Origin of the sequence: Labilibaculum sp., assembly GCF_041595635.1 — a bacterium.
Classification (GTDB): Bacteria; Bacteroidota; Bacteroidia; order Bacteroidales; family Marinifilaceae; genus Labilibaculum.
This window is the reverse complement of the sequence record NZ_JBFHJW010000002.1, coordinates 1-13,475: the sequence shown is the minus strand read 5'-3', so window position 1 is coordinate 13,475 and position 13,475 is coordinate 1. Positions and strand designations below refer to the sequence as shown.

15 protein-coding genes and 1 tRNA gene are annotated in these 13,475 nt (G+C 34.7%); 6 read left to right on the top strand and 10 right to left on the bottom strand.

Annotation, left to right across the window (positions count from 1 at the left end):
- The first annotated feature begins 32 nt into the window (after positions 1–32).
- A complete protein-coding gene (locus ABYT26_RS00800) occupies positions 33–1,451 on the top strand; it encodes a glutamate synthase subunit beta (RefSeq protein WP_372750974.1) in 1,419 nt (472 codons plus the stop codon).
- 281 nt (positions 1,452–1,732) lie between these two features.
- Here ABYT26_RS00800 and ABYT26_RS00795 read toward each other — a convergent pair whose 3' ends face one another.
- Complete coding sequence (locus ABYT26_RS00795) at positions 1,733–3,175, bottom strand: hypothetical protein (RefSeq protein WP_372750973.1); 1,443 nt, start codon at positions 3,173–3,175, stop codon at positions 1,733–1,735.
- Positions 3,176–3,743: 568 nt separating this feature from the next.
- Between ABYT26_RS00795 and ABYT26_RS00790 the strand changes: the two genes are divergently transcribed.
- Positions 3,744–4,250: a DUF6155 family protein gene (locus ABYT26_RS00790; protein ID WP_372750972.1), complete on the top strand. Its 507-nt coding sequence runs from the start codon at positions 3,744–3,746 to the stop codon at positions 4,248–4,250.
- A gap of 2 nt (positions 4,251–4,252) precedes the next feature.
- Here the strand turns inward: ABYT26_RS00790 and ABYT26_RS00785 are convergent, their stop codons facing one another.
- The 4 genes from ABYT26_RS00785 to ABYT26_RS00770 all read right to left on the bottom strand — a co-directional run bounded on the left by ABYT26_RS00785 (position 4,253) and on the right by ABYT26_RS00770 (position 6,323).
- Positions 4,253–5,197: an NAD(P)H-dependent flavin oxidoreductase gene (locus tag ABYT26_RS00785; RefSeq protein ID WP_372750971.1), complete on the bottom strand. Its 945-nt coding sequence runs from the start codon at positions 5,195–5,197 to the stop codon at positions 4,253–4,255.
- A 104-nt stretch (positions 5,198–5,301) separates the two neighbouring features.
- Positions 5,302–5,383 (bottom strand) — tRNA-Leu (locus ABYT26_RS00780).
- 176 nt (positions 5,384–5,559) lie between these two features.
- Positions 5,560–5,913 carry a hypothetical protein gene (locus ABYT26_RS00775; protein ID WP_372750970.1) on the bottom strand — a complete coding sequence of 118 codons (354 nt, stop codon included), beginning with the start codon at positions 5,911–5,913 and terminating at the stop codon, positions 5,560–5,562.
- Positions 5,914–5,987: 74 nt separating this feature from the next.
- On the bottom strand, positions 5,988–6,323 hold the full coding sequence (locus tag ABYT26_RS00770) for a DUF6686 family protein (protein ID WP_372750969.1): 336 nt from the start codon (positions 6,321–6,323) through the stop codon (positions 5,988–5,990).
- 178 nt (positions 6,324–6,501) lie between these two features.
- Here ABYT26_RS00770 and mnmE point away from each other — a divergent pair, with 178 nt between their 5' ends.
- From mnmE to ABYT26_RS00750, 4 genes are all read left to right on the top strand, one after another.
- Positions 6,502–7,899 carry a tRNA uridine-5-carboxymethylaminomethyl(34) synthesis GTPase MnmE gene (gene mnmE, locus ABYT26_RS00765; RefSeq protein ID WP_372750968.1) on the top strand — a complete coding sequence of 466 codons (1,398 nt, stop codon included), beginning with the start codon at positions 6,502–6,504 and terminating at the stop codon, positions 7,897–7,899.
- A 241-nt stretch (positions 7,900–8,140) separates the two neighbouring features.
- Positions 8,141–9,052 (top strand): helix-turn-helix domain-containing protein, encoded by a 912-nt coding sequence (locus ABYT26_RS00760; RefSeq protein WP_372750967.1) that lies wholly within the window; start codon positions 8,141–8,143, stop codon positions 9,050–9,052.
- A gap of 6 nt (positions 9,053–9,058) precedes the next feature.
- A complete protein-coding gene (locus ABYT26_RS00755; protein WP_372750966.1) occupies positions 9,059–10,159 on the top strand; it encodes a tyrosine-type recombinase/integrase in 1,101 nt (366 codons plus the stop codon).
- Positions 10,160–10,184: 25 nt separating this feature from the next.
- Entirely contained in the window at positions 10,185–10,538 is a 354-nt protein-coding gene (locus ABYT26_RS00750) for a helix-turn-helix domain-containing protein (RefSeq protein WP_372750965.1), read from the top strand.
- 109 nt (positions 10,539–10,647) lie between these two features.
- Here the strand turns inward: ABYT26_RS00750 and ABYT26_RS00745 are convergent, their stop codons facing one another.
- The 5 genes from ABYT26_RS00745 to ABYT26_RS00725 form a co-directional block, all read right to left on the bottom strand.
- Entirely contained in the window at positions 10,648–11,631 is a 984-nt protein-coding gene (locus tag ABYT26_RS00745; RefSeq protein WP_372750964.1) for a type II toxin-antitoxin system HipA family toxin, read from the bottom strand.
- A gap of 2 nt (positions 11,632–11,633) precedes the next feature.
- Positions 11,634–11,957 (bottom strand): HipA N-terminal domain-containing protein, encoded by a 324-nt coding sequence (locus ABYT26_RS00740; protein WP_372750963.1) that lies wholly within the window; start codon positions 11,955–11,957, stop codon positions 11,634–11,636.
- Positions 11,957–12,169: a helix-turn-helix domain-containing protein gene (locus ABYT26_RS00735; protein ID WP_372750962.1), complete on the bottom strand. Its 213-nt coding sequence runs from the start codon at positions 12,167–12,169 to the stop codon at positions 11,957–11,959. Before ABYT26_RS00735 ends, ABYT26_RS00740 begins: the two co-directional genes overlap by 1 nt.
- 160 nt (positions 12,170–12,329) lie before the next feature.
- Entirely contained in the window at positions 12,330–13,238 is a 909-nt protein-coding gene (locus ABYT26_RS00730; RefSeq protein WP_372750960.1) for a relaxase/mobilization nuclease domain-containing protein, read from the bottom strand.
- A gap of 17 nt (positions 13,239–13,255) precedes the next feature.
- Positions 13,256–13,475: hypothetical protein (locus ABYT26_RS00725; protein ID WP_372750959.1), on the bottom strand; the 220-nt coding region annotated here is incomplete at its 5' end.

Here is a 13,475-nt window from a genome sequence, read left to right as displayed (position 1 = left end):
TACTACACTATTCATTAATAAACAGAATGATTATGGGAAATCCGAAAGGTTTTTTAGAAATAAAAAGAAAAGAAGCCGGTTATCGTCCGGTAAGAGATAGAGTTGGAGATTTTGGTGAAGTGGAACAAACTTTAAATCTTGAAGACAGAATCGATCAAGCATCCAGATGTATGGATTGTGGTATTCCTTTTTGTCATTGGGCTTGTCCTACTTCCAGTAAAATTCCCGAATGGCAGGATGCGGTTTACCGAGAAAATTGGGAAGAAGCAAGTCAAATATTACACTCCACCAATAGTTTTCCTGAATTTACAGGAAGAATATGCCCAGCTCCTTGCGAAAAATCATGCGTTTTATCCTTACATAATGCACCAGTGACCATTCGCGAGAACGAAGCTGCTGTTATCGAAAAAGCATTTGAATATGGCTATATTAAAGCTCGTCCCCCTAAAGTTCGCACAGGCAAAAAAGTGGCTGTTATAGGTTCTGGACCAGCTGGACTATCTGTTGCCGACCTTCTAAATAAAGCAGGACACAGCGTTACAGTATTTGAAAAAGATGATGCTATTGGAGGACTACTTCGTTACGGAATACCAGATTTTAAACTAGACAAAGGAGTTATTGATCGTCGGTTGGAAATTTTTATTGAAGAAGGGATCGAATTTAGAACCCAGCAAAATGTAGGTGGCGATGTTTCCTTTACCGAACTAGAAGCCGAATACGATGCGATATGCATCGCTATAGGAGCTACAAAACCACGCGATTTGCCTATTAAAGGTAGAGAATTAAATGGTGTCCATTTTGCTATGGATTTTCTGAAGCAACAAAACAAAGTGATTCGTGGTGATGAATTTGAAAAAGATGTAAGAATCTCTGCTAAAGGTAAAAATGTAGTTGTTATTGGTGGCGGTGATACTGGTTCAGATTGTGTTGGAACATCCATCAGACAAAAAGCAAAATCTGTTTTACAAATAGAATTACTGCCAAAACCTCCAGAAGAAAGAATAGAATCAAACCCTTGGCCTTACTGGCCTCAAACACTAAGAACGTCAAGTTCGCATCTAGAAGGTTGTGAAAGAAGATGGTCTCTTACTTCAAAAGAAATTGAAGGGGAAAATGGTGATGTTAAAAGTTTGAAAATATCTCAAATTGAATGGACTAAAGATGAGAATGGACAATTCAAAATGAATGATATTCCAGGAACTGAAGAAACCATTGATGCTGATTTAATTTTGTTAGCAATGGGATTTGTTCATCCGATACATGAGGGCTTAGTTACTGAATTGGGACTTGAACTTGATGCAAGAGGTAATATAAAAACTGATGCTAAAGGGCAAACTTCAAATTCCAAAATATTTTGCTCCGGTGATGCTACAACAGGCGCAAGTCTAGTAGTTCGCGCATTAGATAACGGTAGAAAAACAGCTAAATCCATACATGAATATCTAAAATAGTTAAAAGATACAGTAAGATAAAACACTAGACATAGGCAGTTAAGTGTTAGAGCCGATAGTATAATCTCGACAAAGATAACTATCGGTTCTGTTGTTTATAAAAAAAGGAACACCCATTACGGGCATTCCTTAAACTTCCACTAATCGAATGATTCTACATCTGAAATTTACAACCACACAAATTTCAGTTTTCTTTTAATTTATTCTTAAAAGTAAAATTACATTCAAGTTAATTCTAAATTGTATTTAAAATATTTTAAAAGAAATAATACTCTAAGAAATCATGGATTTAATGAAGAATTAGCCTGAGATACTATGGCACTATTCCCACTACCATATTGAATTACAGAGCTTTCCTGCCAACAACCTTCTTGATATACATCGGCTGAGTTTTCAGAACCAACTTGTAAAATTTCGGAGTAATTACGATTACCATCTTGGGTAACAATTGCATAATTATCATCTCCACCGAACTGAACAATAAGAGATTCGTTATGTTTTCCATCCTGATAAACATCAGCAGCAGAATTAGTCACACCCCATTGTAAAATTCCAGAATAGTTGTGCTTACCATATTGTTCTACAGCTGCAAGATTTCCAGATCCTCCCCATTGATAGGTTTCAATATAGTTTCTATTACCTTCTTGATAAGCATATACTTCATTATCCATTCCACCCAATTGTTGAATATTTGTGAAATTTCTATGTCCTACCTGGTAAACTTCTGCTAAATTACCTTCACCATCAATTTGTTTTATAGTAACCTTATTGTGAAATCCAGCTTGTTCTGAATATGCTTCATTTCCAAATCCTCGAGCTTGAAGAGCTTTTGCATCATTCCAATTGCCATATTGTACCAAACCAACCCAATTAGAGTCTCCACCTAATTGTTTGATATTGGCTGAATTACCATTCCCAATTTGAGCAATACCTGCAAAATTATATTCCCCCTGGTCCTGAACTATATATCCCCAATTCCAATCACCAACTTGTCCAACATAGGCCGAATTCACCTCTCCGCGGAATTGATTCACAATAGCAGTATTAGCATATTCATATTGTTCTATTTCAATAGAATTGCTATCACCACCTCTTTGTGTTGTAAATGCCCAGTTCCAATCTCCATATTGCTCAACAAATGATGAATTAAAACTTCCTCCATGTTGATTCACAATAGCCCAATTGATTGTACCATCTTGAATAACTGCAGCCCAATTAGCATAACCAAAGTACTGAGTAACTGATGCATCATTACTATCCCCATATTGAATAATAGCAGCAAAATCAACAAACCCTTCCTGTTGGTCTACCAAAGCCCTGTTATAAGTCCCTGTCTGATTAATGATCGCATCAGACCAGAAATTATTAACTTGATTCACATAGGACATATTGGATTCTCCATCTTGCATTACATTTGCAATATCCCAAACTGTATTTTGATATACGGATGATAAATTAAACATTCCATATTGTTCAACGTAAGCTTCTGCCCAGTCACTATTAAATTGATTAATAAATGATGTGTTATAATCTCCATTCTGTATTGCAGAAGCAATATTCAAACTATACGATTGATCAATAAGACTGTAATTAAAGGTTCCAACTTGTTCAACTGTTGCGTCTTGATCTGTTCCAACCTGTAAAATCTCAGAAATATTATCCTGAGAAAATGATACACCTGTAGTAAAAACTACAGCGATTAAAATTGACATTAATTTTTTCATGGTTAAATTTTTTGGTTTAAAATGAATACTTAAATGAAGTTTAAAATGTGAATATTTATGGTTGTCGTAAAAATATACACTCCTTCATTTGGATTTGATTTTCTTTATAATTTAATACATTTAAAAGCTAATATGTTTATAATTTATAATAGTTGTATATTAGTGGCTTAAACAAAAATCGAATTAGTACATAAACATGAATAAAAACTTCAATGACCAGAAGTTAAAATCATAATTCCATTTTATTTTCATCTCGAATTGTCAATAATAAATTTACTGAAGTATAATTAGATGATATAGTATATTTACACGAATACCTTTAATTTTACAATCAACAAGGTTAATTCTTAGATTAAATCTAAACAGAGCGAAAATGGAAGGCATTTTTTTAAATTTACTTAAACAAATAATGTTAATCTCGGAGATAAATCATAACACAATATAAATTCGCAGATTAGATATTAATTCAGCAAAAGCATTAGAAAACATCCTAGCTATTCTTAAAACAGTACTATTTATTGATCATTTTAAAATTCAATAATGTCTTTGAGATTTTAGAAGTAAACCCATGAGTAAAAGAGAACTAAAATATTACCTTCAAGATTTGGATAAAAAACACCTTCAAGAACAAATCATAGACCTTTACTCGAGATTTAAAGATGTTAAAGAGTTTTATGATTTTGCTTTTAATCCACAAGAGAACAAACTTCTAGAAGACTGTAAATTTAAAATTTCAAAAGAATACTTTCCCCTATCTTCCCGAAAAGCAAAAATGCGTCGTTCAGTTGCACAAAAGCACATCCGACATTTTAAAAAACTAGGTGTAGAACCCTCTATAATTGCTGATATAATGCTTTTTCATATTGAGATTGCACAAACGTACACACGCAATAAATTTGTAAAACAGGAGGCTTTCTACAAAAGCATGCTAAAGTCCTACGAAGAGGCAATTTCTTATATCCATGAAAATGGAATGAAAGCTGATTTTGAAATTCGCTTAAGGCAAATAGCTGATGAAGCATCAGATCAAAACTGGATTGGCTGGCGTGGTTTTGAACGATTACAAATGTTATAAAATCATAACAAATCTGAAATCACCTCTTTTACAGAGCGAATGCTTTTTACCGATTCGATACTTGGTCCTGCACACCAAACATTAGTGTAACTTGCTTTAAATGCTGATTTCTTAACCTTTTGCATTCCTTTCCAAGCCATAATCATTTTTGCGTATTTTTTAAGAAGAGGGCTATGATGAATTAAGTATTCCAGAAAACTAGCCTTTGTTCCAATTCTTTGAACATAAGGAGTATTTATAACAGTTAAAGCAGAACCCGTTAGCTTTGTCGATTTTACGATGTCTTTCTTTCCGTACTGAATCATGGCTTGCTTGTATTCTTCAGAAACACAGGACTCATGCGTGGCAATAAAAATACTACCTACCGACACTCCTGCTGCTCCCCACTCCATCACCTCTTTCACCTCTTGCCTATTAGTAATGCCTCCTGCAGATATTATTGGCAAATTAATTTTCTGAACCAATTGTAAAATTAAGCGATTTGCAGGCATGTTCCCGCAATGCCCTCCAGCATTCGAATTGACTGCAATTACAGCATCTGCACCCAAGGCTTCCACTTTCTGGGCGTATTTTAAATCAATCACATCGCAAAAAACCTTCGTTTTTCTCTTTCTACAGGCCTCAATTACAGATTTAGGGTTTCCCAAAGAAGTAATAATAAAATCAACCCCCAATTCAAGTAAACATTTAAGCTGATTTTTGTATTTAGGATTGGATTTATTGACAATCAAATTTACTCCGAACGGTTTCGAACTTTCTTTCCGGATTTCCATGATTGCAGCTCTTAACTCCTTATCGGTTCTATAATTATGAGCAGGAATAGCTGCAGTACACCCACATTGCAAGGCAGCAATCACCATTTTGGTGTTGGATATTAAAAACATTGGAGCAAGAAGTATCGAATGCTCAATTCCCAAGAGAGCTTTAAGTGTAGATCGTTTTTTCATCATTAGATTAATTAGCCTAAAAAAGGTACAAAGAAATCATCAAATGAAAATCAAATTTGGTCCACAAAAAAAAGAGACCAAAACTTTCGTCATGATCTCTTTTGTGCGGATGAAGGGACTCGAACCCCCACGCCTCTCGGCACTAGATCCTAAGTCTAGCGCGGCTACCAATTACGCCACATCCGCGTTTCTCTTGATTGCGTTGCAAAGATGTAGGATTTTTTCTTTCCTTGCAAACATTTTCCTAAAAAAAATCACAGGAAAGTTACTATTCATGGGCAATACAGAAATAATCGATTGATTATAAGGACATACTGATTGAAAAGTTTTTTTTAATTTTTTTACCTCTTTTCATTCTGCTTTTACTCACCAATGTGCTCCATTACAAACACCCCAAAACAATCGTGATTATCGTAACTATGCCCTACAATCTGATTATTAGTATTTAAGATGCCTTCCCATGTGTCCAAATGGTATTCAAACGGCTTTTCTACATCTAAAAGCTCAACATTTGTGCCAGTGACTTTTAAATTCAATCCATCGAAACTACCCTCTACATTTTGCTGCACTCGAAAAGGGACTTCATCATCTATTCGTTCTGTGTACACAACTACTCCTGTAATTTTATCCCCTACCTGCGTGAATTCTGCAAATCCTTCATCGGTTCCAAAACCAAAATCTTCTTTAAAAGACCATCTTCCTGTTATTATCTTCATCGCGTAAGCATATTCTAATTAATTAATAAGGGCAAAAGTAATCATTTGGATATTTACACGTCTCAAAGCATGGATTAATTGAGGCTATAATCAATTTTTAATTCCTGAAGTCGAATCTGATTTGAACCTAATCTCCTAATACAAAGTCTCTTTAAATCTTCCAACTCTCCGGCATGCAGCATAAAATTAATATTCCCTTTGCCTAAAGGGATCATAATTTTTCTCTGGTAAGGAGTATCTTTATTGACACTAATCCATTCATCTGCATTAAGTTGATGTAAAAATGTAGCATACTCATGATACTTACTCGCATTCGAAAAATTAATATTCAAATTATTAAATTCCAGATGAATGGCATTGCAGCTATCGCACTTAAAAAGAGTGCCATTTGATGTTCTATTATAAATCATAGTCTTCTTATTTAGAATGAGTATACAAAACTATTTTCAAAAAACGGATTTATCAATCCCAACATATTGGTATTCTTAAAATTTTATATTTCTTTAATTTATTTCGAAGTATAATTCTAAGTGTTCATTGCTAATTCTTTTATCTTTGCAAAACAGTATTCTAAACAGAAGTAAAATCATGATCGATCAATCTACCATATGTGCGATTTCAACAGCCCCAGGAAATGGAGCTATTGCTATTGTGCGCCTATCAGGAGCTGATGCTCTCACTATTTGTGATAAAGTATTTATTGCAGCAAGCAAAAATAAAATTAGCCAGCAAAAAGCCAATACGGTTCATTTTGGGACCATTCAGGATGGCGAAGATATAATCGACGAAGTATTGGTGAGTATTTTTAAAGCTCCTCACTCCTACACGGGAGAAAATAGCATAGAAATCGCCTGCCATGGAGCTCCTTTCATTCAGTATCGCATACTACAAGTCTTACTAAAAAATGGTGCTCGCAGTGCTAATCCTGGAGAATATACTCAAAGAGCTTTTTTAAATGGAAAAATGGATTTATCGCAAGCCGAAGCTGTTGCTGATTTAATTGCTTCGAACTCGGCAGCTGCTCATAAAGTGGCCTTACAGCAAATGCGTGGTGGTTTTTCCAACGAAATTGCCAACTTAAGAAGCAGACTTCTCAATTTCATCTCCTTAATTGAATTAGAACTTGATTTTAGTGAAGAGGATGTTGAGTTTGCCGATCGTACTCAATTAACCAATTTGGTAAATGAAATTCAAGGATTAATCCAAAAGCTTGTCAACTCTTTTGAGCTGGGAAATGTGATTAAAAATGGCGTTCCTGTTGCCATTGTTGGAGATACCAATGTTGGTAAATCAACCCTTCTAAATGCCCTTTTAAATGAGGATAGAGCGATTGTTTCGGATATTGCTGGTACAACTCGCGATGTAATAGAAGATACCATTAACCTTGGTGGAATTACTTTCCGCTTTATAGATACTGCAGGTATTCGAACCACTCTCGACCGAATCGAAAGCATGGGAATTGAGCGAACCTACAGCAAAATGAAACAAGCTCAGATTGTTCTTTTACTGGTAGATGCCGATCGAGATATCAAAGACATTAACGAATCCATTCGGAATGTAAATGAAGCCATAGATAGAGATTCTCAACACCTGATCGTCTGTATCAACAAAATAGATTTAACTCCTGATCCTCAGAATTTAGTAAAAAAGCTAACGGGTTTAACTGCAGAAGATAAGCTCATGTTTATATCGGCCAAGCAAAAAGAAAATATTGATTCGTTAACTGAAGAGCTTCTCAAATCGGTTAACATGGGTAAAATTAGTGAGCAAGATGTAATTGTTACCAATATTCGTCATTTCGAAGCTCTTAAAAATGCATTGGGAAGTATCGATAGAGTGAACAAAGGTTTGGATGATCAAATTCCTACCGATTTTTTAGCTCAGGACATTCGTGAATGCCTTCATTTTCTTGGTGAAATAACTGGTGATATTAGTACCGATGAAGTATTGGGAAATATCTTTAAGAACTTCTGTATCGGCAAATAGAGATTCAAAAAATCAATTAAAACACACCATTTAGCACTATTATTCAAGACATTAAAACCCCTTTAAATAAAGGGGTTTAACTTGTTTTGTCATCAAACACCCAAGAATTGTTAATTTTTGCAACTCATTTGTATCGTCTGCATTTTTTCTTTATCTTGTAAATATACTTTTTGCAAGATAGTGTATTTTTTAGACTATGGTGGACTATGGTATATGTGAGTAGACAAAAATTGGCGAAACTATGAGTAGTAATTTACGAATTAAAAAAATATGTGACTGGTGTGGAAAATCATTTATTGCAAAAACCACTACCACTAAATATTGTTCTCATCTCTGCAATTCCAGAGCCTACAAAGCAATTAAAAAGAAAGAGAAAGTTAAGCAGCATGCGAAAACGAATAGTATTGATATTTCATTACCCTCATTCGATTATTTAAACAGTAAAGAATACCTAAAGATTAACGAGGTTTCAAGCCTGCTTGGTCTGTGCAGACAAACTGTTTACAACCTAATCTATTGTGGGCAATTAAAAGCTTCAAAAATTTCGCCAAGAATAACACTTATAAAACGTAGTGATATTGATGAGATGTTTACTAAGGCTAAATCAAAGCAAATTAATCCTACCGAGCTGGTAAAAAAAGAAATGGAACTTTACTCATTTTCTGAGATTAAAGAAAAATTTAATATCGGCGATACCTGGGCTTATAAGTTAATTAAGGAAAAAAATATTCCTAAAATAAAGCGGAGAGGGAAAACCTATTATAGTAAATCACACATAGACAATCATTTTAAAAATAGAACTACAATTGGTCAAATTGACATAGACGACTGGATAACAATTAAAGAGCTATGCGATGAACTAAATATGAAGGAATCGGGAGCCTACTCCCTGGTTTCCAGAGAAAATATTCCAAAAAAGAGAGAGGGCCATAATATGCTATATTCCCGGAAACATATTTTAATTGCGAAAGGAATACAACAAGATCCCCCTCCTCAATTCTACTCTATAAAAGAGGCTATGTTGAAATTTAATCTTTCCAGAGATAGTCTCTACTCTATCATTAAAAAGCACAGCATATCAAAATTGAAAGCTGGCAAATACATCAAAGTTTCTAAAGCAGAACTTGATAAATTGCTTAATTCCAAAATTTAAATCATCATGACATGCACAAAAGTTACTTTACGAAAAAGGGCGATATCGAAAGGAAGATATTCATTATATCTTGATTACTACCCAGGAATTCGAAATCCAAGTACAATGAAAATGACACGCCGAGAATCTCTTGGTATCTATATTTTTCAAGCACCTAAAAACAGTATTGAGCAATCCTATAATAAGGAAATTCTTCAAAAAGCAGAAGGCATAAGAGCCATTCGGGTGCAATCCTTAATCAATGAAGAATTTGATTTTCTTGACAAACATAAATTAAAGGCTAGTTTCTTAGATTTTTTTTATGATTTAGTCTTGAAGAAAGATCAAAAGTGGCTAATGGTCTATACCCATTTCTCAAATTTTGTGAATAATCAGTGTACGTTTGAAGATGTTACTATTAATTTATGTAGAAGATTCAGGTCTTATCTTTTAAATGCCAACCAACTTAAGCATAAGAACCTGAAAATATCCAGAAATTCATCTGCAAGCTATTTCTCTACATTTAGAGCCTTATTAAAAATTGCCTATAGAGATAAATTAATTCCTGAAAACATTAATGATTTCCTGGAAAAGATAGATTACGAAGATACTAAGAAAGAATACCTCACACTGGAAGAATTAAAACAATTGGCAAATACGCCTTGTAAAATTCCAGTATTAAAATCTGCATCTCTATTTGCTAGTCTCACAGGATTACGAATTAGTGATATTTTAAAATTAGACTGGAGTGAAATTATTTTAGCATCTGATGATGGATATTGCATGAGAATCCGAACGGAAAAAACGGAAACCGAAACAACCTTACCCCTAAGTGAAGAGGCATTAGAATTGTGTGGAACACCTAGCCTAGGTAAGGTTTTTAAAGGTTTGGAAAGAACTATGGTATATCAGCCGTTAAAAAAATGGGTCGCCGATGCTGGCATTACTAAAAACATCACCTTCCATTGTTTCAGACACACCTTTGCTACCCTTCAAATAGCTGCCGGAACAGACATCTATACGGTATCTAAAATGTTGACGCATAAAAATGTATCAACAACTCAAATTTATGCAGATTTAGTAAGTTTTAAAAAACGTGAATCTGCCAATAAAATAAGCCTGAAATAATTTTAATCTAATTAGATCGGATATTATGAAAGAAGAAGAAATTACCTTCGAAAAATTACCCAAAGCTGTGGCTTACCTGATAAAAGAGATGACAGAATTGAGGAGTCTGGTTGAATCTGAAAAAAAGATTGTTCCCAAAGACAGGAAACCTATTGATATTAATACTGCAAGTCAATTGATATTGAAATCGAAGAATACAATCTATGAGTATGTTAGAAAAGGAAAAATCCCCTGTTACAAAGCAGGGCGAAAACTATATTTTTATGAAGACGAACTACTCAATTGGATTGGAAGCTACAAGAAGAAAACTCATGGCGAGCTTATGGAGGAAATTCACAATGAAATGACCTCCAAACGGTCGAGATTCAAAAGGTATTAGACGACACCTTCCCAAGGAGTGCTTGAATAAAATACAGAGAGTTAGGCATTGAGCCTAACTCTTTCTTTAAATGACACTATCCATCAAAAACAAGCCCTTCTATGTAAGATTATTTAGTCAATCTTTTTAACTTTTTATTATAGGATTGCAAATAACTCCTTTTTGTTTTTTCATTTAAAAATGAGGCCACAATTAAGCGTTCTACCTTCTCTGAATTTCCTCTTAATGATTCAACTATTTTATGAATCTGTTTTTCGTTTAATTCAGCTTTTTCTGCAAGAGTATAAAATTGCTTGCCAATTGTTCCCTGAGCAAAACTTTTAGGCAATAGTCCATCCTCCAGTGCAAAATCACTATCCTCAATATGAATTCTGCTATTCAATAAGTCATAGGCTGGACTCAATCGAAAATCTCCCATTGGCGTTTCCAACAATGAGAAGTTTTTCAGGTGAGCATCCCCATTTGAAAAAAGATAGTTAAACATCAAAAGCCTAAACAGTTTAAGCGCTTCAATTTGGTAGGCAGGAACATATTTCTTCATCAAGTCAAATAGATCAAGGTAATTTCCTGTGTATTTGTATTGATCGCCATGTGTCTGAGGCGTTTTTTCTGCCAGAGATGCAAAGTCTTCCTGAGCCCATTTGCCACCATCTTCTTTTACATCAAACCTTTTTGTGATGTATGCCGAATCACCATTCTTAAAGAATACCAGAGCATTTTCAGCGGTCTCAATCCCAAATACCTGACGAGCAATTTGCATGGTCAAATGCTCATTGGCAGGCATTTGATCGGCTCTATTCCCATAGGAAGGTACAGGCTTCAAAATATAAGTTCCTCTCTCTCCCTCTTTTGTCAGGCGAAGTTTGTTTTTCTCAAGTATAACGGAATACTTTTCCTGCACTCCAGAAATGGAGATATGCCTTCTACTGTCATCAAACAAAACATCCGAATCCGTATTACTCGCTGGAGAATCATAGGGCAAAATATGGAATACCTTTTTCCCATTGAAAAGTCTTTTCAAACAGGTTCTGCTATAGGTATCAAAACCTTCAGCCAATGTTCCGGGACAATATTTTATTTCAGGTAAACTCATGTTCAATTCATTTTAATCACTTTTACGGCTCCTATCGTATCTATTCCAGCAGATGCCAGTAACAAGCCAAAATCATCTTTCTTATCAATTCGTTTTGAACTGCATAAGATTTGTCTATTCGCTCCTTCTGGCAGCATATTAAAGAAAAAAGCAGGCAGGTAAGCAGACCGATATTCCTTCTGCTGTTTAGGCAATGTCAAACTAATGGCAGGTTTGGAATTATTCTCCAACCAATAGTCATGGTAACGAAAAGTAAAAGTTCCATCATCGAACTGGCTTAAGATTCCAGCCTCTTCCTCCTTGTATAAAATTCGAGCGCGTCTCATTATTCAAGTTTATTCTTAATCTGTAAAGTAATTTCCAATCCTAAGGCATCTGCCAAATTCACAAGAGTTGCAAGGGTAGGATTTCCTTTTCCACTCTCAAACTGCTTTAAGGTACGAAGTCCAACCCCTGAAATTTCGGCTAATACCTCCTGAGTCACCTTCATAGCATGGCGTCGTTCCTTTATGATTTCTATTAAGTTCTGATAGTGCATTATATTACTCTTTTTTCTGTAAATATATCATTATTTGACATGAAAAATATCTATTTAGGCATTTTATTGCACTTTGTAGTGATTATTGTATGCTTTTCACTAATTCAGAAGTTAATAGTGCCTTTTACTGCACTTTTCAAAGACTAGATATTAGTTATATTCATCGCCTTAATTTCCTTTTCTTCTTTCTGGATTTTAATTGTTTGACATTACTATTTTTCAATTCCTGATGTCTTATTTGTTTACTGAATTCATTTAAGAAGTCTACAAACATTCTGTTATGCCTGGATGTATCCTTATGCTCTATTTGCTTTGGCTTCTCAATTTGCTGTTTTTCTTTCTGATAAAATTTGGGCTGCTCTTTAAATTTTGACAATCGAATGGGGTAACGAATTACCTTCCCATTGCCATCGGTCACCACAACAATATGACCTCTTCCCGATTTACGAATCTCCACATTGAATAATTTCATTCTTTCCTCATACAATTCTTTTGTATTAATGGTCTCCATTTGGTTGATCTGATAAAAAAGGCCCTCCAAACTTTGTTTAATATTCCGACTTCTGGCTGAAAATTTAAATGCTACTTTCTCTGAATTTTTATGGTCCAATTGATGTCTTATCTCTAATTCCTTAATGAAATTCTGAGCCTTCTGCCGCTCATAATTGTCCTTGATTTTCTTACCGGTATATTTGTCGATACGCGTGGATACAATATGAAAATGCATCCGCTCCAAATCTTTGTGCTTGTAGACAAAATAAGTCTGATCGCCATAGCCCATGTATTGCATCAATTGATCCATTTCCTTTCGTATAATCTGATCATTTAATTTCAAGGAATCATCTACAGATGGATTAAAGGAAATGTGAAGGCATTTATTTTTCACTCTGGGATTGAGCTTTTCGATATCAGTCAGTTCTTTTAAACGATGGCTTTTGTCGTAAAAAAAAGGATTGATGGCCTTGGTGTTTCGGCTATGGAAAAATGCAGCCTGCTTCTCCTTCACTTTCTTCTCATTATAAAGGAAAGCATTCTCCGTACTGCTTGTTTGATGAATCACAATGACCATGAAAAGAGCTTCTATTTTTATTCAATTACATCCACATACCTCTGCAAAACGGAAAAACAGTTTCGGAGTTCCTGTAAAATCTGTAGAAATATTTTTCGATCTGAAGACCCAAACTGATACACTTGTTGAGCATTGATATTTTTGGAAATCTGATTGAGATTCACTCCAATTTTATTGAGTTGGTAATCCAGTTTTTTAGTGATCTGAACGAACTCCTCGCTTACCTCTATTTTTCTG

Bases quoted from the DNA above. Each gene is read 5' to 3' on its own strand.
- ABYT26_RS00800 (WP_372750974.1), top strand. From the start codon at position 33: ATGGGAAATCCGAAAGGTTTTTTAGAAATAAAAAGAAAAGAAGCCGGT.
- ABYT26_RS00795 (WP_372750973.1), bottom strand. From the start codon at position 3,175: ATGAAAAAATTAATGTCAATTTTAATCGCTGTAGTTTTTACTACAGGT.
- ABYT26_RS00790 (WP_372750972.1), top strand. From the start codon at position 3,744: ATGAGTAAAAGAGAACTAAAATATTACCTTCAAGATTTGGATAAAAAA.
- ABYT26_RS00785 (WP_372750971.1), bottom strand. From the start codon at position 5,197: ATGAAAAAACGATCTACACTTAAAGCTCTCTTGGGAATTGAGCATTCG.
- ABYT26_RS00775 (WP_372750970.1), bottom strand. From the start codon at position 5,913: ATGAAGATAATAACAGGAAGATGGTCTTTTAAAGAAGATTTTGGTTTT.
- ABYT26_RS00770 (WP_372750969.1), bottom strand. From the start codon at position 6,323: ATGATTTATAATAGAACATCAAATGGCACTCTTTTTAAGTGCGATAGC.
- mnmE (WP_372750968.1), top strand. From the start codon at position 6,502: ATGATCGATCAATCTACCATATGTGCGATTTCAACAGCCCCAGGAAAT.
- ABYT26_RS00760 (WP_372750967.1), top strand. From the start codon at position 8,141: ATGAGTAGTAATTTACGAATTAAAAAAATATGTGACTGGTGTGGAAAA.
- ABYT26_RS00755 (WP_372750966.1), top strand. From the start codon at position 9,059: ATGACATGCACAAAAGTTACTTTACGAAAAAGGGCGATATCGAAAGGA.
- ABYT26_RS00750 (WP_372750965.1), top strand. From the start codon at position 10,185: ATGAAAGAAGAAGAAATTACCTTCGAAAAATTACCCAAAGCTGTGGCT.
- ABYT26_RS00745 (WP_372750964.1), bottom strand. From the start codon at position 11,631: ATGAGTTTACCTGAAATAAAATATTGTCCCGGAACATTGGCTGAAGGT.
- ABYT26_RS00740 (WP_372750963.1), bottom strand. From the start codon at position 11,957: ATGAGACGCGCTCGAATTTTATACAAGGAGGAAGAGGCTGGAATCTTA.
- ABYT26_RS00735 (WP_372750962.1), bottom strand. From the start codon at position 12,169: ATGCACTATCAGAACTTAATAGAAATCATAAAGGAACGACGCCATGCT.
- ABYT26_RS00730 (WP_372750960.1), bottom strand. From the start codon at position 13,238: ATGGTCATTGTGATTCATCAAACAAGCAGTACGGAGAATGCTTTCCTT.